Genomic DNA, 19570 nt, shown 5'->3' on the forward strand with positions numbered 1-19570 from the left:
CTGCAACATTATCCGCGCGGCGAGCAAGTGGCGGATGAGGCGCGAGAGAAAGCCATGACCTGGCTCGAGAGCCGACAAGGCCAAGAGCTGTCGGCTGAAGATCTGTTTCGCACCGTGACCGCCGGACATATCGACGGTCCCGGTGCGGTAGCCGTACCCTCCAGTGATGAGAGTCTCCATGTGCCGACGCTCAAGAGCGAGACCTTGACGGGGACGAGCGGCGTGCTGATCGGGCGCTCGCCCTATGACAAGCCGAATCTGCGCCCGTTTGCGGCCGAACGAGTCAAGTCGGCCGTCGAAGGGGATCCGACCGCTGTGTTTCTCGACAACTGCACGGCCATCCAATACAGCTTCAACGTCGCCCAGAAGCAGGGGAACGAACTGGCGGCCGACGATCCGACCTTTTTTGCCAAAGGCATTCTGATCGTTGTGCCGGATAAGATGTGGCCGGCCACCTACGCCGACCGGGGTCTGGTCCTGTCTGCCGAGGACGTCAAGTCCCATTCGAGCTGGACCTCGGGCAAGGACCGCGTCAAGGAGGACACGCCGCTCGACTGCGTCGGCATCCTGCAGGCGACCGAGGTGTTTGCCCCGGGCTCGCTCATTGCCGTGCCGACCGGTGAACAGAAAAAACTTGACGGCGACTTCGATGGCGACACCGTGGTCATCGTCGGCGATCGGCCGCAGCTTTATGAGCATGTGCGCGACTTTGACCGCAAGGAACAAGCTCTCGGACTTCCGTCGCTGAAGCCGCCAAAGTCGCATACCCCAGCGCTTGAGGGCGACAATTATCAGTTCGGGCGCGTCCGTCAGATCCTCGCCGCCACGCAGGACGTCCTGGAGATCTATAGCTGCTTGCAGCGAAACTTCCTGGCTCAATCGCATGAAGCCCGACGCTGGTTTGCCGAGCGTGCCGTCTTCGGCACCTACGAAGGCGTTCACCACGAACTCCGGCGAGAGATCGGTCAGCTGCTGAACCAGGAAGAGGTGAGGGATCAGGATATCCGGAACATGTTTGCGAGAGCGAGGCGCGATATCGAGGTGGCCAAACATCCGGCCGCACGCGAGATGGCCGAGTTGCTTGTCGCCGAGCTCGAGGCGTGGGCCGCGAGGCTGGATAAGCAAGTCCCGCCCGCAACAGCCGCCAGCGTGAGCAAGTCACAGCTTGAAATGAACCAACCGCTCTGCGAGCTGTTCCCGGACCTGGCCGAAGCCTATCCGGCGGCACCTCAGCCACGAGACCGCATCCAGATTTTGCTCGACCACTATCCTCCGCGTATCGATCCTCGTCCGGATGGTTACAATCCGGACGACCTCGTACAAAGCGCGACCAACTTGCTGAGCCTCGGCATCAAGGTCGGCACCGATGCCTATAAATCCGATACTGGCGCCAACCTCTATTTCAAGAAGAGCAATTACCTTCAGCGGCTTCTCCAACAGACGCCGGGCCTGAAACCAGTACCCTACGTCAAGGCCGTGGCGGCCACCCTCGCCCACGGACGATTTGACGTCGATGCGACATTGCAGGACCTGAAAGACAATCCCACGCTGGCGGCTTCAATCATGGAAGCCTCGATCAAATCCGCCGCGCAGCAGGGTGTTTTGCCCAAACCGTCCGCCCCTTGGTCCGCGGCCGGGAACGCCGACATGATCGCCCTCAGCCGGGAGGAGGCCTTAAGGCGCGCCCAAATCGAGGCCGTTCGCGCCAAAGCCGAAGAGCCCACAATCACCGAGGCTGCAAGGAGCGTTGCCACAAGCCTCGCCGAAGCCGGCATCCAGGTAAAAATGCCCCATATAGAGCACCGCTTGAGGCCGGAATCCTCTATGGCAGATCAGCTCACCGGCATGAGCATCGCTCACGGCAGCGCCCCACAGCTCATCAGCAGTGCCGTACGCCATGTCTTCGAAGTCCCCGACAAGGATTTTACACGCGCCTTCAAGAAAGCCATGCTGGCCTTCGAGGAGCGGGGCTGCCTCGAACGCCAGACAACCAATTGGTTCAGAATGCGCAATCCCACCTTCATCGGCATCAAGACAGTGCTCACTACGCCGGATGCTTATGCCTTTGAGGTCGAGTTCCACACACCAGGCAGCTATCAAGCCAAGCTCGCCAATCATGACACTTATAAAATGCTCGATAAGCTGCGACGACAGTCAAGTGGCGATGATCTGGCGCAAGCAAAAGCCGAGCAACTGGCGCAGCGCGCGAGAGATGTCTGTGCCGCCATTGCGGTCCCCGAAGGCACCCTGGATATACCCCACTGGCAAATCGAAGGCGATCGCAGCGCAGTCGCGGCTGCGCCATCCCGATTACGGGTTGTCGAACCATCAAGAATGCCCCAGCGCGCCAAGTCACCGGAGGCAAGAGAGATTGTCGAGGCCCTCGGCACCCGGCCAGTCGTGCTCGTCGGCATGCCGAGTTCGGGGAAATCCACAATTGGCCCGGCCCTCGCCAAGCGGCTGGGGCTGCCCTTCATCGATACCGACCAAAAGATCCAGAAGGACGCAGGTAGATCGATAAAGAACATATTCGAGACCGATGGCGAGCACTATTTCAGAGTAATCGAGGCGCAGACGATCTCGCGTCTGCTCGAGCAAGGGCCCGCGGTGATCGCGACCGGTGGCGGCTCGCCGGTGAATGACCAGACCCGGCGTCTCATTGGCGAGAAAGCGATCTCGATTTGGCTCGATACCGACCCGGACGTGCTGCGACGCCGCCTCAGGAATGATACCACGCGCCCACTGCTGCAAAACAGCGACCGGGATCAGACGATCGCCCGGTTGATCAGTGAGCGTACGCCGTTTTATGCACAAGCCAATCTCAGGGTCGTCCCGCCTCACAAACAAGACAAAAAGAACGCGCATTCCTGCATGACGGCGCTGCACGACTATCTTTGCAGCAGCCCCTCGAATGTCGTGAATGTCCCACAATCAACCGGTGAGCCAACTCCGCGACATTGAGGCGATCCTCAGCGACCGCTTGGCGTTCGGCGCTGATTGGTCCAAAAGCGAACGGAGATTTCCGGTTCATCGTCGTTTTTCAAAGGAGCGATCCAAGCACCGCTGCCTGCGTGGGAGATCGCCTGGCAGGCGCGGAGCCGCCTGACAGATCAAAGCCGGCTCTCGCGGGGCAGGCGAACCACCGCGGTCTGCACGGCGTCGAAGGTGAACCGTCAGTTTCCTGTGAGCTGTCGCCGGAGAGAGGCGGCCGACGTGATCAGCGCCGCTTCGCAGAGGTTCTCATGAGACCTGGGGATCCCTGCAGGGAATGACCCACACCACCATCGCCCCCCAGTGGGACAAGAGTAAACAGAGGCGCAATCGCGAACAGGGTGGGCAACTGGCGCACAGAATTCGTAATTCGCTGGATCAATCAGTTACCGCCTTGAAAAATCTCGATGTTTTTCAAAGGCGGATTTCAGGGGTATACGTGGGGGTAATGTGCCGCGTTAGCTCAATCGGTAGAGCAGCGCTTTTGTAAAGCGAAGGTTGCGGGTTCGATTCCTGCAAGCGGCACCACTCCAATCCGGCAATTCCCGTCCTGCCTGTGCTTCGATAAAGTGCGATCATTGCAAAAGTGAGTCGCGCCGATGGTCGCACAAAAAATCCAAACCGTGCTCGATAAAGAAAAGCCGTGGTTTGATTTGGCTCGAATGGCGCTTACAGCACTGGGGTTCGCACTTGCTTGCGCTGTAGGCGTTCGATACGTCATTCAGCGTCACGGCGCGGACCACCTAGAGCTTGCGATGTATCTGTGTTTTCTCGTGGGGCCATTTCTCTTTTCAATTTTTCTAATTCTGAAAATGGTATATGTGTTGGATCGAATCGTAGACGTTTCGATCCAACACATCAAACCGAATGATCGCCCGCTATATTCCCGCATTCTCTGGTTTATAATAATGTCATTCGTTACGTTTTCCGGGACCGGTCTGATGTATTTGATCGTTGGGGCGATTCTTCGCCCCTGAATTTTCCTTCCGGCGGGCATCTACGATCAACAAATGCCAAAAGATGTTGATGAGGTCGTCAATTATATATTGCGACGAATCACTGCATTGGCAGGCTCGATGAACTACTCTGTCGGTTCGATTGATTACGGAAATTCACGAAAAAGCAGCTCGGTTCCTCGGTTCTATTTCACCCATCCGCGAATGCGGCGCACAATCTCGGACGTCGAGATCCCGTAGCGATCATGAAGTGTCGGCAACGCGCCGGCATCGAGGAATTCGTCGGGCAGCGCGATCTGGCGAAACGTGGGGGTCACACCATCTCGCAACAGGAGGGCGGCAACGCCTTCACCCAGCCCTCCTATGATCGTGTGGTTCTCGGCCACGACCAGCAGCCGTCCGGGTCGGCGCGCGGCGGCAAGGATGGCCTCCGTGTCGAGCGGCTTGATAGTCGGCACATGCAGCACCGCGCATCCGATGCGGTCAGCTTCGAGAGCCTTTGCCGCCTCCAGCACACGCATGGTCATCAGGCCGCTGGAAATGAACAGCACGTCCGCACCGTCGCGCAGCAATCGCGCCTTGCCGATCTCGAATGTGTAGTCGTACTCGTCGAGCACGACAGGGACCTTGCCGCGCAGCAGCCGCATGTAGACCGGGCCCTTGTAGTCCGCGATCGCCTCGGTCGCCTGTTCGATGTCGAGCGCGTCGCAAGGATCGATGATCGTCAGGTTCGGCATACCACGGAAGATCGCGATGTCCTCCGTCGCCTGGTGGCTGGGACCGTAGCCGGTGGTCAGTCCCGGCAGAGCGCAGACGATCTTGACGTCGAGCTTCTCCTCGGCAATCGCCATGCAGATGAAATCATAAGCCCGCCTAGAAGCGAAGACGGCGTAGGTCGTGGCGAAGGGTGTGAAACCCTCCCGCGCCAGGCCAGCGGCAGCGCTCATCAGCACCTGCTCCGCCATGCCCATCTGGTAGAAGCGGTCCGGATGCTCCTGCGCGAAGACATGTAGGTCGGTGTATTTCGCAAGATCAGCCGTCAAACCCACGATCCCGGGCCGCTGACGGGCTAGCTTTGCAAGCGTGTGTCCGAACGGCGCACTACGCGTGGGAACGCCATCGGGTGCGATCGAGGCGATCATCGCCGAGGTGGTCTTGCGCTCACCCGCGTTGACGGCGTGGCGCGGCGCGAATTTTGACAGCCTCACTGCGCACGTCCCTTTTCCAGAGCCTCGAGCGCCAGCGCCCATTCGTGCGGCTCGACGCGAATGAAATGCGTGATGTCGCGGGCCTCCAGGAACGGCACGCCCTTGGCCATGCGGGTGTCGCAGACGATGACACGCGGGCGCGGCTCCTTGAGGGTCTTGGCGATATCGAACGCCGCACGGACCGCCCCGATGTCATTGCCGTCGACGCGCTGCGCGTGCCAGCCGAACGCTTCAAACTTGTCTGTCACCGGCTCGGACGACAGCATCGCCGTCGACGGCCCGTCAGCCTGCTGGTTGTTGAAGTCGACGATGGCAATGAGGTTGTCGAGCTTGTGGTGGGCGGCCGACATTGCCGCCTCCCAGGTCGAGCCCTCGCCGAGCTCGCCGTCGGACAAGAGATTATAGACGAAACAATCGCTCTGCTTGCGTTTCAGTCCCAGGCACATGCCGACGGCGATGCCGAGCCCGTGACCGAGTGATCCGCCGGTGATCTCCATGCCGGGCGTGTACGCCGCCATGCCCGACATTGGCATGCGGCTGTCGTCGGTACCGTAGGTCCCGAGCTCTTCCTCCGGCAGCACGCCTGCTTCGATCAATGCCGCGTAAAGCGCGATCGCATAATGTCCGATCGACAGCAGAAAGCGGTCGCGCTCCTCCCATTGTGTGTCATCCGGCCGGTAGCGAAGCGCATGGAAATAGGCGACCGCAAGCACATCGGCGACGCCGAGCGCCTGCCCGACATAGCCCTGGCCCTGGACTTCGCCCATGCGCACGGCATGTCGACGGATGCGATAGGCGCGTTCGGCAAGGCTGACATTGCTGCCCGCGCGTGGCATCTCGAATTCCGTTATTCCGTCAGCCATGGATCAGCATCCCGCCATTGACGTCGATCACGGCGCCGGTGATGTAGCTGGCCAGATCGGAGGCAAGGAAGAGGTAGGCGCCCGCCACGTCACGCGCCTCGCCCAGGCGACTGAGCGGGATACCCTTGATGATGTCAGCGCGCATGGCATCGGTCAGTTTGCCGCCGGTGATGTCGGTCTGGATCAGGCCAGGCGTGACGCAGTTGATGCGGATGCCGTCAGGCCCGAATTCGCGTGCCATGGCCTTGGCAAGCCCGAGCACGCCCGCCTTGGCGGCTGAATAATGCGGGCCACCGAAAATGCCGCCGCCGCGTTGCGCGGAAACCGACGACATGCAGATGATCGAGCCGCCGCCATTTTCACGCATATGCGGGATGAAGGCCTGGCTGAGATAGAGCACGCCGCGCAGATTGACATCGAGGATGCGGTCCCAGTCGGCCGGACCGATGTCGAGTGTCTTTACGGGTTGCGTGATCCCGGCAATGTTGCACAACACCTCAACCCTTCCGAACGCTTCGGTCACTTCTTCAGCAGCCCTCTTGCAGGCATCGAGGTCGGCGACATTGCAGGCGAGGCCGATATGCTCGGGTCCAAGCGACGCGGCGGCGTCACGGGCTTGTTCCTTATCAAGGTCAAGAATAGCAATGCGCGCGCCTTGCTCTGCCATCAGCGTTGCCGTGGAGCGGCCAATTCCCCGGGGGCTCGCGGCACCCGAAATGACCACGGCCTTGCCCTTCAGCAACATGTCAAAGTCTCCTGCTATTTCCAATCTTTTGGCGGATGATCTAAAGCCGGTAGAACCGGGCGGCGTTGTCATGGAACAGCGCAAGCCGCTCTTCATGCGGATAATGTCGCGTGATCTCCTTGAAGGCGTTCACGATGGCGTCGAAGCTCGAGAACAGCTTGTCGACCGGGAAGTTCGTCGCGAACATCGATCGGTTGATGCCGAAGGCGGCGATCGCCTCCTCGACATAGGGACGGATCGACGCCGTGGTCCATGTCCAGTCGCCCATGCCGAGACCCGAGATCTTGCAGGCGACGTTCGGCGCCTGTGCGAGCTGGCGCATGCCCTTCTTCCAGGCGTCGAAATGCTCGGGTCCGTCGACCTGCATGCCAGTGTGGTTGAGGATGATCTGCACATCAGGAAAGGCGCGCGCCAATTCAAGAAACTCGCCCATCTGCGGATAGTAGAGCTGCAGATCAAAACTCAGCCCGCGCTTCGCCAACTCTCGGAAGCCACGCCGCCATTCGGGTGTCCGGCTGACTTCCGGCCGCGTCAGGTAGGTCTTGGCGGGGTCGGCATGATAGTTCATCGACTGTCGGATGCCGCGGAAGTTCGGATACTCCATGTGCCGGTCGAGGAGGTCGCCGACATCGGGTTTGGACAGGTCGGCATAGCCGATGATGCCTTGGGGAAAGCCCCGCTTGTCCGCGATACTTTGCAGCCAGCGCGTCTCCCCGACCGTATCGGCGGGATCGAACCCGACGTCCAGGTGGACCGATTTCACCAGGTTCTGGTTCCTGGCGTCTTCTAGATAGTCGTCGATCAGATAGCTCTTGCGGATCGCCTCATAGTCGCCGAAGGCGGCCGGTTTAACGCCATCGGTCAGCCATGGATAATAGTGGGTCTCCAGATCCCAAAGGTGATGATGCGGATCGATGAAAGGCAGTTCGGCCACGGCCAGTTTCCTTGCGCTTGGTCTGGACCCGCCGGCCTCGCCGGCGGGTCCGTTCAATGACGGTCAGTTGCTGGGCGGGAAGACGCGGGCGATAACTTTCTTCGCCTCGGGACTGTCGACCTTGTCGGCGGTGACCAGCGGCATCACCAGGGCCAGATCCTGGGTCACCTTGCCTCCCGTCAAGGCATTGTAGACTTGCTGGGTGCCGTCGATGCCTTGGCCGACCGCTTCCTGGAAGAAGATGCCCTGGATCGCGCCCTTCTTGAGCAGTGCGATCGTTGTCGGCGAGCCGTCCGCAACGGTAATGCCGATCTTGCCGGTCAGGCCGCGGGTCTCGGCAACCTTGGCGGCGCCGGTGCCGGCTTCGTCATACATGCCGTAAATGGCCTTGACGTCGGGATTGGCGGTCAAGAGGTCGTTTGCCTGGGTGACGGCTTCGTTGATGGTGAGGCCGCGTGTTTCCAGTATCTGGACGAGATCGCAGCCGTTGGCGGCGAAGGCTTCCTTGGCGCCCTTGAGATATTTCTGCGCATTCTCCCGATCCTGCGGCAAGGACAGCATGCCAACCTTGTTGCCGCCACGCTCCTTGGCGAGCTCGCAGGTGAATTTGCCTTGCGCTTTGCCGGTCTCATAGTTGTTGGCGGTGACCGAGGATGTGTAGTTGGTGAGGCCTGGCTGCGGCCCGATGCCGGCGAACGCGATCGGCACTTTCTGCTTCGCCAGATAGTCGAGCAGCGGCGGCGTCGATGTCGAGCTGACGGGGCCGATCACGATGGCCGAGACGCCTTTGGTCACCGCGGTCCTGGCATTGTCCATCTGCTTGGCGGGTGAGTTTTCCGACGTGTACTCGACATAGTCCATGCCGAGGTCCTTGGCCTTCTCCTTCACGCCGTAGCCGACCCATTGCCAATAGGAGATGTCGAGCGATGGGGCGATGTATGCGACGGTCTTCTTGTCTTCAGCGTACGATGCGCTTGACAAGGCGGCCGTCGCCAAAGCTGCGATCAGGATGCTCTTCGACTTCATCTTGGTTCCTCCCGTTGATGATCTAGATGCGGTTCTTGTTGCTGAAGCGGTCGATCAAAACCGCAAGCAGGATTGCGGCGCCTGTGACGGAGCCTTGCCAGAAGCTGTTCACGCCGATGAGGTTCACACCGTTCTGGATGCAGGTGATCATCAGCGCGCCCAGGACGGCGCCGATCGCGCTGCCGGTTCCGCCAAAAAGGCTGGCCCCGCCGATGACCACAGCGGCAATCGCCTGCAGCATCAGGCTCGCCCCTGCCGTGGCTTCGGCGTTGAGGATGTAGCTGACCGTCAGCAGCCCCGCGAAAGAGGCAAGCAGGCCCGAAGCGACATAGGCCGCGAACTTGATGCGCAGAACCGGGATGCCAAGCAGCCGTGCCGCAATTGCCGACGAGCCGACGGCATAGAACCAGCGTCCGACCACGACCTTGCGCAGCACATACTCCAGCGCGACCATCAGTATGATGCAGAACAGGAGATGGTTGGGCATGCTGGGAACGATCTCGCCGGAATTCAGGAGCCAGAAATCCGGTGCGCCGATCGGCATCGAACGTCCGTTGGTGACGATGAAGGCCAGGCTGCCCGCTACCGCGTAGGTGATGAGCGTGACGACGAACGGCGCGAGCCCGACGACCGTGACCAGAAGACCATTGATTGCGCCAAACCCCAGGCCGACCGCCAGGCCAGCGGCGCTGGCGGTCAGTCCGTCAGCGCCATTGGCCATCGCCAGCGCGGTCACCATCCCGGTCAGGGAAAAGACTGAACCGACCGAAAGATCGATGCCGCCGGTGACCACGACCAGCAAAACACCGAGTGACATGATGATGAGAGGCGCGGCGGCCTGGACGATGTTTTGCAAATTGCCCATGCTGAGTGCGGCGGGCACGAACATGCCAACGGCCAGCAGCAGCACGACGATTGCCGCAGCAATCGCGGCTTCCGTGCGGTAGGACAAAAAAACGGCTGGGACGCGTGACGTGGCGGTCCGGAGTTTGTTGGTGGTCGTGTTGCCGTTGGTCGCGTCGGTCATGCCGCCATCCCCGTCAGTTCGGCGAGCCCGTCTTCGGTATAGTGCTCTTCAGGCAGGAATCCCTTTGGCTGCCCATCGGTGTCGAAGGCGAAAATGGCGTCGCAAAGCTCGAGCAGTTCGACATTCTCGGTCGACCACCAGATGATGATCGCGCCGGCGTCGGCCATCTCCCGGATCAAGCCATAAATGTCATGCTTGGTGCCGATGTCGACGCCTCGCGTCGGCTCTTCCAGCACCACGATTTTGAGCGGCAATCCAAGCCAGCGTGCGACGAGAAGCTTTTGCTGGTTGCCGCCGGACAGCGAAGCCGGCAGGTCCCAGATCGAACCGGCTTTCAACTTCAGCGCCGAAACGAGATCGCGACATTCCTGCCTCTCGGTCGCGGCAACGATCCGCCGCCTCTCGCGCACCCTGCGTGCTGCAAGCACGTTGTCGACGATGGGAAGCTGAGAAAGGATGCCCTTGGTTGCCCGGTCGCCCGAGACGAAGCCAATGCCATCGCGCGCCGCTGCCGCTGGAGAAGAGAACCGGTCCGCAAAACCCGCTCCGGAAAGGCGCCAGCCAGCCCCAGGCCCGGCGCCCACAAGGGGAGCTATGAGACCGGTCGGACCCGCGGGTGCGCCGGCCAGTCCCAGGATGGTGCCAGACGAAATCGCGATCCTGACATCTCCGGGGCCAAGGAGTTCGACGGGTGCGCCCTGTCGGAGGCGTTTTTGCGGGTCGCGGCGCATTGCCGGACGCTGCGCGGGTTGCCCCATCTGCTGGACGATCTCGGCGTCGCTGAGCAGGGCAAGCGGCGTGGCATTGGCGATCGTGACGCCATCGCGCAAAATCGTGCAGACATCGCAGAGCGTGCGGATTTCCCGCATGCGGTGAGAAACAAAGACGATGCCGATGCCTTCCTCGTGCACCAACCGCTTCAGCACCGAGAAGAGTTTGGCCGTCTCGCCGGCGGTGAGGTTGGCCGTGGGCTCGTCGAGAAGCAGCACCTCGGCTCCAGTGGAAAGTGCACGAGCGATCTCGACGATCTGGCCTTCGTGGAGGGACAATTTGCGTGCCGGCAGATCGATGATCTCTTCGCCGATCGCTGGGTCGATCAGCCGGAGCGCTCCAAGGGCAATTTCGCGCATGCGGCGACGGCTGATCTGCGACCAGCCCGACCTTGCATGTACGATGCCGATGTTTTCCGCGACCGACAACTCGGGCAACAGCGCCAGCTCCTGATGCACCACCGCGATGATCGGGCTGGTGCGGCCGGCCTTCGACGAGGCGACGTTAATTTCGCCGGCATCGCGTGATGTCAGCCCCGTGATGATGCGGATGAGAGTACTTTTGCCGGCGCCGTTACCGCCCAGGAGCGCGTGGATTTCGCCAGCCCGGACCTGAAAGCTCACACCCCGAAGGACACGGGTTGCGCCATAACTCTTTTCGACATTGGCAGCTTCGATCAGGGGCTTCCTGGTCGATACCTGTCCAACTCCCGGCACATTGCCTGCGCTACCCAAACTTTGGGTTGAACCCGGTTCCATCCTGTATCTCCTCCCGAGACAACAGGATCATGCGACTGATTGACATTCGGCTCAATTCTCGTTTCTTAACATTCTGTGTAGCTGAACTTAACTGACTGACCAGAACGATGTCGGATCTCAAGTTCAATTCGATGACCCATTTCGAGGCCGTCGCGCGGCTCGGCGGCGTGGCAAAGGCCGCGCAGGAATTGCAGGTGACACCTTCGGCAGTCAGCCAGCAACTGCGGCTGCTCGAACACCAACTAGGCGTGCGGCTTTTTCAGCGGGAAAAGCGCCATCTCTCGCTGACCATCGACGGCGAACGACTTTTCCAGACCACGACCCAGGCCTTCGAATCCATTCGTGAGGTGCGAAACGCCATTGTTCGGCAGCGCGAAAGCTTCCAGCTCAGCCTTCGCGTCAGTCCTTCTTTCGGCGAGAAGTGGTTGGCGCCCCGGTTGGCTGAATTCAGCAAGGACTATCCGAGCTGGAACCTGCGAGTGGATGCGACGCCCAATTTCTCGGACTTCGAAACCGAGGTCATCGATCTCGATCTACGCTATGGCGACGGCGGCTGGGCCGGCCTTTATTCGGATTGCGTCGTCAACGACCTCATCCTTCCGATGTGCTCGCCATCCTATCTGGCCGAGCTTCGCGCGATCTCACCGGATCCGCGCGAGCAGCTTCGGCATGCGCGGTTGATCGACAGTGTAAAGGCCTACTTCCGCTGGGATTATTGGCTGCCGCGCAATGGCGTCCAAGGCGCCCGCATGACCTATCCTTATCGTTTCGACCGTTCGTCAATGTCGGTTCAATTGGCCAAGGACGGAGCAGGCGTGGTCCTGGAAAGCACATCCATAGCATTCGAGGACCTGGTGTCGGGCGCCTTGGTGCCCGTCTCGACCGAGTTCGAGGTCATCGAGTTTCCCGGATACTGGTTGGTCTGCCCGTCACGGTACATGAACCGGCGCGCAGTTCGCCTGTTTTCGGAATGGGTCTCACGGATCGGCAAGCGCGATACCGATCTGGCTCGTCAATTTCTGTCGGATAAGGAACTTCGCATATCCTTCGAACGCCGGCCGCATTTCGGCACGCAGGATGACAGAACGGCGCCGATGGCGTGATCTGGAAATCTTGCTAGCGCCGCGCATCACTCGACGTGAAGGTTGGCGGAGTCGACAGCACCTGGGTGCTAATAGCTTAAATACTGGCTGTTATGTTCAAGGCGCCCCAAAATAGCTTATATTCTAGCCGTTTTGTGTTGCAGTTCGTCCGGAACCTCTATCAAGTGGATCGCCTTTCCTTGGCAAAGCGAGCCCACTCCGGCTTGCCATTCCCTGAGCATCCTTTCACCGACCTGCGGGAAGCGGGACTCTTCAAAATAGGCCTTCGCCCGTCTCGAAACGTCTGAGATCGTGTCGCAGGTCTGCTCTACTATCTCCGCTACGCGCCCCGGTCGGAGGTTCGCCCGGGTAACGCCAAGCCGATCGAGCCTCTTTCGGTCGGGCCAGGCAGTGGAGCCGTCGAGGGTAAGCGCCATGGCATCGTTCTTAATGTAGGCCCTGGTCGTGATGAGGTCATACACGGGAGCCAGCCTTACCGGACTTTCCGCGTCTTTGTAGACGATGCCAAAATTCTTCAGGTGGGCATCGCCATTGCGGATGGCGCAATTAATCACAAACAGGCGGAAAGCGACTTCCAATGACAGGACGGCATTTTCGGGAGAGACGAACTCCTTGATCCGCTTGAAGAGCTTTGTTTCGTATCCTCCGTTGTACTTGTCCTTGCTGGTTACGCCGTTCAGCACGCAGAAGTCCTCATATCCGAGGTATAAGCCGTCGGTTAGGTCGAATCTCTCGACCACGAGGGCGAGACCATCCTCGGATAGCCGGAAGTCCGGCACGTCGAGACCGACTTCCTGGGCTGCCATAAGGCAGAAGAATTCGTTTGCCGCCAATTCCGGATACTCGTCGGGGTCCCACATTTTGACGATGTGGGTAGCTCCGCGGACGCTGAGGGACTCACGTCCGTCTGACTGCTCATCATCCCTGGCTCGCACCAGTACCTTCGGCTGCACTCCGGCCACCCCTGAATGGACTGCGTATGTTTCCAGGAGCTCGTTATAGAGATCGCCCGCCCGACGGGCGCGCAGCAGGTCGTCAATGCTTCGGAAAGGGACATCCTCTACCAGTTCCTCTTCCATGCCAGTGAAGCGGATGCGGCCGATTTGCGACCGACCGACGACGGCCAGCAGGTCGATGTCGTCGAAGCGGCCCAATGCTTTCGCGAAGGCCGTCCGGATCTTCCCTTCAAGGGCTCCCTCCGGCAGGTTCATGTCGAAAATGGGAAGGAGGCCGAACTCCGAATTCCACGATTCAGTCCGCTTGGGCATCGTGAGCGACACGGCGTCGCGGTCGTCGGCCTTTACGTCGTACACGAAAGTCGAACCACGCTTGCCGGACCTGTCCAACACGCCGACTGGCTTGCTACCTACCCATACGCGGAGCATCGTCTTCCTCCATGATGTCTTCGAGCGTGGGCCGCTTGTTGTTGAAGGTCGTCAGCCGGAAATCGAGCCCTACAATGTTCATGAGCGTGAGCACGCCTTTGAAACCCATGTCGGATACCCTGCCGTTCTCAAGCGCCTCGATCCTCGCCCGACTGACTCCAGAAAGTTCGGCGAGCTTTTCCCGTGTCAGCTTACGTTGTCTTCTGGCATTCTTGATCTCGTTGCCAAGGTCGATCAGGTCGATCATTTCGCCTCACAAAATAGCTGTTTTGCAAATTTTGTGGGAGAATAGCTTACATATTGGCTGTTTTCAAGATTGCATCGGCCTAAAACTCGGGCCGCGGCATCACGCCGATCATGATCAGCATGTCGAACATTCTCGTCCCATCATCGGCATGCCGCTCAAGGATGCCTGGCTCGATGGTAAGGACGTTCCAGTGCTGGTCGTGCCATCTATGCCGTTCGTATGCAGCGTTATCCAAGGTCTTTGACGGGACGGGGTCTGCGCTGCTTCACGTCAGGATTTGGTGCGCGAAGCATGGGTTTCGAGCGGCGTGCCAACAGCCATGCCTGAACCTTCGACGTCCCAAACCACACATCTTGAGGTCAAGGCGAAGCGCGGCGGAAATTCGCCCCGCTGCTCCATTTCGTAGATCGTGCTGTCTGCAAGCGGCACCAGTTCACGCAGCTGTTGTCTCCGGATGGTGCCCGATCTAACCATGATCCAGGCTATCGGCTTTACGCGCGATCTCGGTCATCCGTCCTTTGGCCATGGTGGCGAGGTCGCGTTGTACTACTGCATGCGGCACCACGGCGGCTTTGAAGGTACCCGAGAGGCGATGTCAGGTTCTGTGTCGCAACTGCCCTGTTGGGTTTCGCCTGGCCGTCATGGTTCCGGGCGATACTAGCGATGGCGCAAGCCTTTGGCCCGTCCTTCCGCGCCGAGGCCGGCGGCGGCAAGCGCATCCGACCCGCGGACAGTGATTTTGAGCGCGCGTTGCGTGGCGTTTGTTCAAGCGGCGGCGCAGGCCTGCTGCCGGCTGGCTGACGAGTTGTCGCGCCGCGCCGCAAAACTCCTGGCGGTAGCGCCGAAATTGCGCGCCAAGGGTGCCGGCGAGGTGATCTTCCTGCTGCTCAACGAAGACGCCGTCTCTGGATCGCTGACGACGAAGGATCTGTCGCGCTTTGCATCGCGGCGGCTGTTCGAGCGGCTGCAGCAACTGGAGGCCGTGCGCGAGCTCTCCGGCCGTCCCACCTTCCGGCTGTTTGGACTCTAGCGATGAGCGAAGCCTCTGCCCGCCACAAGCCGAACGATCAGCCGGCGCTGCTTGACACCGAGCTCGATCACCTGCCGCCAGAACTGCGCTGGCGTGAGTGGATGGGCCGGGTAGAGGCGGTGATCTTTGCGGCAAATGAACCGGTGCCGCGCGAGGTGCTGGCGCGCGTCGTCAGCAAAAGCTGCAATCTCGACCTGGTCATCGACGACATCCGTGCCGAGCTCGCAGGCCGCCCCTACGAGCTGGTGCCCGTCGCCGGCGGCTGGCAGCACCGGACTAAAAAGGCCTTTGGAGACATCATCCACGCCGCCTTTGGCACGGCCGGGAAGGGGAAAAAACGAAAGCGAGCAGGAGAACTATCGCCGACGCCTCGCCGGTGCGCAAAAGCGCCTCGCCTCTTACAGGCCGCGGGGTTGGCGAAGCCTTCACCTTCGAAGCCGAATTGACGCTGAAGCGCGAGCAACTGGCCGAGGTCGAGGCTGATCTCGCCAGCGACAAGGACGACGCCGACAACGGAAGTGGCGGTGCGGCTGATCGGAAAGCAGCATAGGCTTTCTATCTCGACAGGCGGTTCTCGTCGTCGATCAGGATCACGCGGGCCGGGGCTGCATCGCCCCATTTCCAAAGCACCAGGTTAAGATCGTCGGCGGCAGCACCGGAGGCGAAGCTCCTTACCAGCAAGCCATGATAGCCGCCGGCGATCAGCCGTCGGGCGAAGGCCTGCGTTCGTGCTTCCCCGCTCGCCTTCATCTGGTCGCGCCATGTTTTGTCGGCGAGTGCGGCAGCATCCATGCCCTCTGCCTCGAGCGCGAGATCATCCCGACAATCGAACACACCATCGATCTCAGCGTCGTAGGAGACGAGCGTCGTCGGCTGGAGATTGCCGACCTGGTTGGCTTCGCGTAGCGCCGTCATCACCGACAGCGACGCATAGAGCGCGGGCAGGCCCTTCGGATTGAATCGTCCACCGTAGAGTTCCGCGCCCCGCCCCGACAGCGGCTCGCGCGCATAGATCGGATTCAGCGCCCGATAGAGCTTTCGACGATACAGCACCGTTTCAGGCGTGCACGCCGGCGTCGACCGCGTCGACATAGTCCAGCACATCGTCGGCGCGGCCGCTGCGCACGAGCTGCATGGCCGTCTGACCCGAGAAGCCAGGCAGTGGCTCGGAGCGATACCAGGCATAAGCCATTAACTGCGAACCGAAACGCGGCTCGACCTTGTTGATCACCTCAACCATCTCGCGCAGCCGGCGCTGGGTCTTGTCCGACCGGATGCGATCCTTGCGCTGGACCGCGTCCTTGCCAAGCCCCGCGGTTCGGGCGACTTCCTCGCTGGTCGTGCGGAATGCTTCCGCGATTTTGCGCGGCGCGAAGAGGCCGTTGTCGGAATACTGGACGAGACCCATAGCCATCTCCTGCGGTTGTCGATGCCAATTTCTGTGACGCAATATAGCGTCGGTCGGAGCGGCATTCAATGGAAATAGTGAGACTGGGACGGGAGGGAAGGAAGGGAAGGAAGGGAAGGAAGGGAAGGAAGGAAGGGAAGGGAGGGAGAAATCTGGTTCGCCGATCGGCCGACCCGGTGGCGCTGAAGCTCACACGGCGCCTCTCGCGAACCCGGCCGCGGCGTCCCGCGCAGGGCTGTGAGCCCCCGCTTGGCCGGCCGGGCAGGGATGCTCGCCCGCAGTTGCACCGTCTCGTCCGCTCCGCGTGCCGGGGGGTGTCTTCGAGATGAAGACGAGGAGATCGCCAGGTCGCAGGACAGACGAACCAGCCCTGGTCGAAGGGCTCGCGGGCGAATGTGCTGATGCAGCTTCGCCAGATGATCGACTGGACGAAGCGCCGGCATCCGTCCCGGCTGCCGTCGCGGATCGACTTCCCCTGGCGGGTCTGGCCGAACCGTAGTGCTGATCCCCGGGCTCGTCTCGGCGGCGATGACCTCAAGGCAATCCTTCGCGCGTGCTATGAGGAAATTGACGAGGCGTGGGATCGCTTCGATGAGGGTCGGACCATCCTCGCCACGAGCGGCCCGGTCGATGGCGTCGATCCCGAACTTTGTGGGCTTGTCCGGGCGCGCATCCGGATTGCCCGCCGTCTGGATCGAAAGCGCGATGAAGAATGCGACGACGGTTTCGCCGGTCAGGTGAAGATAGCCGCCAAAATGACGAAGCCCGCCATGTCGCTCGACGAAAAACGTATTGGCTAGCAACGTCTGCAGTGCGAGAGGCTCGGGTCGATACGAAGTCGGAATACACTTGTGGATTACCAGAAATGTGCTTGCGCTTAGTTGACGACTAGCTGACGATGGATTGCCCGGCTGCAGAAAAACGAATCAGACTGACTTGAGACTCGTCGACGGTAATTTAAATCTACTACGGCTGACGGCGGTCGAGTGATGCGCCAAACCTATACTAGGCCGGCGGCGATAAGTGTTTTTGCGACAGGCGCGAAGAATTGTTTAGGGACGGCGTCGCTCAGCTTCATCGTGCTGATGAGCTGATGGGCAAGCACATGATCATCGACAATGTGGACACGTAGTGCCCGCGCTTCATTTAACATGTCTGAAGCAGCATCGCCCTCTGCGCGGCAAACCAAGATCGGTATCCCGATCTCGTCGCGAACGTAACGCAGACCGACCAATATCCCACTCCCTTTGAAGACCAAGTTGGCCCGGTGCACCCCAAGCGGAGGTTCGCCAGCAGACTCGTCGCGGACGCGACGCCGCTCACTCTTCAACTCGGGCGCGCCTTGTTGTTCCTTCACCTCGCGCATCACCTCGGTCTTGGTCATGCGCATTTCGCGCATAAACAACGCACGCTGGACCAGAAGATCGATGAGTCCGCCGATAAGAAGTGCACCAGCGCCAATCTCGCTCAGCAGCTTCGCCTGTGTAAACACGAGGCCGACGCAGCCCATGCCACAGACCGGCAAATAGACCATCGTCTTCCACGTGCCGAGAAGGAAGAGGAGGAAGATTGCGCTGAGAACCATGAATTTGAAAAATGTCTTGCCAACCTCCACTGCAGAGCGCGCAGACGCCATGCGCTTCAGCCCTTGAAACGGGTCAATCTTGTCGAAGTTGAAGTTCATAGACTCTAGTGAGAAGACAAAGCCACCATTGGCTACCAATCCAGCCAGAATTACGGCGGCGACCAGGCTTCCAAGCAGCGGACCAACAGTATTCAGCATAAGTTCTGCCAGCAGGACCAATGCGTGCCGCACCGCGAGATCAAAAGGCAGATTCTGCAGATTGTCGGCTAACAGTAGCGCTTCCTGACATTTGTCTTGGATCACATGCCCCCTTAGCCAGATATAGCCGAACCCAACGCAAGTGGCGGCAGCGCGGGCGAAATCTGCGCTGCGTGGAATCTGCCCCTTTTTTCGCGCTTCGCTCAGCTTCTTCGGGGTGGCGGGGTATGTCTTCTCTTCACTCGCATCGCTCATTTTAGCAGCCCGTCGAGCCACTCAAGCGTGCCATTCGCTTGTGTAATCTCCAGTTTCATCCCCTCGATGAGAAAGGTAGTATATGTAACCATGATGATCGGAAAACCGATATTCTTGATCGTCGGGGATAGTTGGCTCGACTTGAACTGCGGTGCAAAACGCCGCAGTATCATCATTGATATGTCAACAAGCAGCAGAAAGGACACCACAGGCCCGGAGACCAACAATGTCGTGCGCATGATGTGGTCGAGGAGACTTAGTACCTGCATTGCTCCTTGCGCGCTCATCGTAGGGTGAAACCGATACACGGGCCAGATCTGGAAGCTGCCGTAAAGGGCGCTGATCACGGCCTCCAGGCCTCCTGATGCGACGAAGATGGTAATTGCAGTGATTCCGAGGAAAACCCCCATAGCGGAAGCCTGGCTGTTCGTCGCTGGGTCGGACGGAGCGGATGGGCTGGTAATCCCACGCTGGTTGTCGATAAACTCGCCCGCCGCTTGAAGGCTCCATAACGGGATGCCGAGAAAAGTGCCAAGCAGCAGGCCGACAAATACCTCCTTCAATCCGAGCAGAGCCACCTGGAGGATGCGTGTTTCAGGATCGAGTGCCTGCAGCCCATCCCTGACGTGTACGATGCATGGTAGTGCGAAGGAAACAGCCAGGCAGCCCCGGACCAGTCCGCCGATCTGCGCCCGTGCAAACAACGGAAGAACCATCATAATGCTTATCGTGCGGGCCGTACCGAGGCCGCCTGCAACGACAACTTCGATCGCCGCATGGATCAGGACTTGTATGTCTGCCGATGACGGATACATGTGGGGCTAATAGCCAGGTGTCATTGTGGGAAAGCCGGTAAAGATCTGGTCGGCCAGCCCAATGAGCGGTGCGCTTAGCACAGGGGCAGACAGGCTAATCACCCCGACCACGACTAAAAGCTTCACGGTGAGCGGCAAGCTCTCGTCCTGGATCTGCGTTGCCGCCTGGATGATGCCAATGACGAGGCCAACGATCACGGATGCAATGAGCGGCGGCAGAATCCAGATCATGAAAACCACCAAGGACTGGCTCATAAAAGTGACA

At 60.1% G+C, this 19570-nt stretch carries 18 protein-coding genes, 1 tRNA gene and 3 pseudogenes; 7 read left to right on the forward strand and 15 right to left on the reverse strand.

The annotated features are described in order from the left end of the window. The 3 genes from AC0YKC_RS30050 to AC0YKC_RS30060 form a co-directional block, all read left to right on the forward strand. On the forward strand, positions 1 to 2961 hold a 2961-nt coding region (locus tag AC0YKC_RS30050; RefSeq protein WP_488513658.1), incomplete at its 5' end, for a shikimate kinase. Positions 2962 to 3443: 482 nt separating this feature from the next. Further along, positions 3444 to 3519, forward strand: a tRNA-Thr gene (locus AC0YKC_RS30055). Positions 3520 to 3590: 71 nt separating this feature from the next. Further along, positions 3591 to 3968: a hypothetical protein gene (locus AC0YKC_RS30060; RefSeq protein ID WP_488513659.1), complete on the forward strand. Its 378-nt coding sequence runs from the start codon at positions 3591 to 3593 to the stop codon at positions 3966 to 3968. A 164-nt stretch (positions 3969 to 4132) separates the two neighbouring features. Here the strand turns inward: AC0YKC_RS30060 and AC0YKC_RS30065 are convergent, their stop codons facing one another. The 7 genes from AC0YKC_RS30065 to AC0YKC_RS30095 all read right to left on the reverse strand — a co-directional run bounded on the left by AC0YKC_RS30065 (position 4133) and on the right by AC0YKC_RS30095 (position 11279). After that, entirely contained in the window at positions 4133 to 5155 is a 1023-nt protein-coding gene (locus AC0YKC_RS30065) for a transketolase family protein (RefSeq protein ID WP_488513660.1), read from the reverse strand. Next, on the reverse strand, positions 5152 to 5991 hold the full coding sequence (locus tag AC0YKC_RS30070; protein ID WP_488513692.1) for a transketolase: 840 nt from the start codon (positions 5989 to 5991) through the stop codon (positions 5152 to 5154). The genes AC0YKC_RS30065 and AC0YKC_RS30070 overlap by 4 nt, the downstream gene beginning before the upstream one ends. Before the next feature lie 19 nt (positions 5992 to 6010). Beyond that, complete coding sequence (locus tag AC0YKC_RS30075) at positions 6011 to 6763, reverse strand: SDR family NAD(P)-dependent oxidoreductase (protein ID WP_488513661.1); 753 nt, start codon at positions 6761 to 6763, stop codon at positions 6011 to 6013. Between the two features lie 40 nt (positions 6764 to 6803). Further along, the gene (locus AC0YKC_RS30080) at positions 6804 to 7697 is read right to left on the reverse strand and encodes an amidohydrolase family protein (RefSeq protein WP_488513662.1); all 894 of its coding nucleotides are present in this window, start codon (positions 7695 to 7697) and stop codon (positions 6804 to 6806) included. Positions 7698 to 7760: 63 nt separating this feature from the next. Then, a complete protein-coding gene (locus AC0YKC_RS30085; protein ID WP_488513663.1) occupies positions 7761 to 8723 on the reverse strand; it encodes a substrate-binding domain-containing protein in 963 nt (320 codons plus the stop codon). A 22-nt stretch (positions 8724 to 8745) separates the two neighbouring features. After that, positions 8746 to 9750, reverse strand: a complete 1005-nt coding sequence (locus AC0YKC_RS30090) for an ABC transporter permease (RefSeq protein WP_488513664.1) — start codon at positions 9748 to 9750, stop codon at positions 8746 to 8748. Next, positions 9747 to 11279, reverse strand: a complete 1533-nt coding sequence (locus AC0YKC_RS30095; protein ID WP_488513665.1) for an ATP-binding cassette domain-containing protein — start codon at positions 11277 to 11279, stop codon at positions 9747 to 9749. Before AC0YKC_RS30095 ends, AC0YKC_RS30090 begins: the two co-directional genes overlap by 4 nt. Positions 11280 to 11386: 107 nt before the next feature. Between AC0YKC_RS30095 and AC0YKC_RS30100 the strand changes: the two genes are divergently transcribed. Then, positions 11387 to 12382 (forward strand): LysR substrate-binding domain-containing protein, encoded by a 996-nt coding sequence (locus AC0YKC_RS30100; RefSeq protein ID WP_488513666.1) that lies wholly within the window; start codon positions 11387 to 11389, stop codon positions 12380 to 12382. A 116-nt stretch (positions 12383 to 12498) separates the two neighbouring features. Here AC0YKC_RS30100 and AC0YKC_RS30105 read toward each other — a convergent pair whose 3' ends face one another. From AC0YKC_RS30105 to AC0YKC_RS30115, 3 genes and pseudogenes are all read right to left on the reverse strand, one after another. Beyond that, positions 12499 to 13767, reverse strand: a complete 1269-nt coding sequence (locus tag AC0YKC_RS30105) for a type II toxin-antitoxin system HipA family toxin (protein ID WP_488513667.1) — start codon at positions 13765 to 13767, stop codon at positions 12499 to 12501. Further along, entirely contained in the window at positions 13745 to 14014 is a 270-nt protein-coding gene (locus AC0YKC_RS30110; RefSeq protein ID WP_488513668.1) for a helix-turn-helix transcriptional regulator, read from the reverse strand. The genes AC0YKC_RS30105 and AC0YKC_RS30110 overlap by 23 nt, the downstream gene beginning before the upstream one ends. A gap of 227 nt (positions 14015 to 14241) precedes the next feature. Further along, a pseudogene (locus tag AC0YKC_RS30115) lies at positions 14242 to 14488 on the reverse strand (helix-turn-helix transcriptional regulator). Between the two features lie 183 nt (positions 14489 to 14671). Here AC0YKC_RS30115 and AC0YKC_RS30120 point away from each other — a divergent pair. Further along, positions 14672 to 15044: pseudogene (locus tag AC0YKC_RS30120) on the forward strand (DUF1403 family protein); the annotation flags it as partial. Positions 15045 to 15046: 2 nt separating this feature from the next. After that, positions 15047 to 15400 (forward strand): annotated as a pseudogene (locus AC0YKC_RS30125) (SMC-Scp complex subunit ScpB); the annotation flags it as partial. A 199-nt stretch (positions 15401 to 15599) separates the two neighbouring features. On the opposite strand, the gene AC0YKC_RS30130 reads toward AC0YKC_RS30125, so the two are convergent. Both AC0YKC_RS30130 and AC0YKC_RS30135 read right to left on the reverse strand, forming a co-directional pair. Further along, complete coding sequence (locus AC0YKC_RS30130; protein WP_488513693.1) at positions 15600 to 16097, reverse strand: RES family NAD+ phosphorylase; 498 nt, start codon at positions 16095 to 16097, stop codon at positions 15600 to 15602. A 4-nt stretch (positions 16098 to 16101) separates the two neighbouring features. Continuing rightward, positions 16102 to 16452 carry an MbcA/ParS/Xre antitoxin family protein gene (locus tag AC0YKC_RS30135; RefSeq protein ID WP_488499292.1) on the reverse strand — a complete coding sequence of 117 codons (351 nt, stop codon included), beginning with the start codon at positions 16450 to 16452 and terminating at the stop codon, positions 16102 to 16104. A 401-nt stretch (positions 16453 to 16853) separates the two neighbouring features. Between AC0YKC_RS30135 and AC0YKC_RS30140 the strand changes: the two genes are divergently transcribed. Beyond that, the gene (locus tag AC0YKC_RS30140; protein ID WP_488513697.1) at positions 16854 to 17252 is read left to right on the forward strand and encodes a hypothetical protein; all 399 of its coding nucleotides are present in this window, start codon (positions 16854 to 16856) and stop codon (positions 17250 to 17252) included. A 200-nt stretch (positions 17253 to 17452) separates the two neighbouring features. On the opposite strand, the gene AC0YKC_RS30145 is transcribed toward AC0YKC_RS30140, so the two are convergent. Genes AC0YKC_RS30145 through AC0YKC_RS30155 form a run of 3 tightly spaced genes read right to left on the reverse strand, consistent with a single transcriptional unit; the run spans position 17453 to position 19560 of the window. Further along, on the reverse strand, positions 17453 to 18490 hold the full coding sequence (locus AC0YKC_RS30145) for an EscU/YscU/HrcU family type III secretion system export apparatus switch protein (protein ID WP_488513669.1): 1038 nt from the start codon (positions 18488 to 18490) through the stop codon (positions 17453 to 17455). Beyond that, a complete protein-coding gene (gene sctT / locus AC0YKC_RS30150; protein ID WP_488513670.1) occupies positions 18487 to 19305 on the reverse strand; it encodes a type III secretion system export apparatus subunit SctT in 819 nt (272 codons plus the stop codon). Before sctT ends, AC0YKC_RS30145 begins: the two co-directional genes overlap by 4 nt. A gap of 6 nt (positions 19306 to 19311) precedes the next feature. Then, positions 19312 to 19560, reverse strand: a complete 249-nt coding sequence (locus tag AC0YKC_RS30155) for an EscS/YscS/HrcS family type III secretion system export apparatus protein (protein WP_488513671.1) — start codon at positions 19558 to 19560, stop codon at positions 19312 to 19314. Positions 19561 to 19570: the final 10 nt, after the last annotated feature.

This window comes from Mesorhizobium sp. CNPSo 4661 (assembly GCF_057784215.1).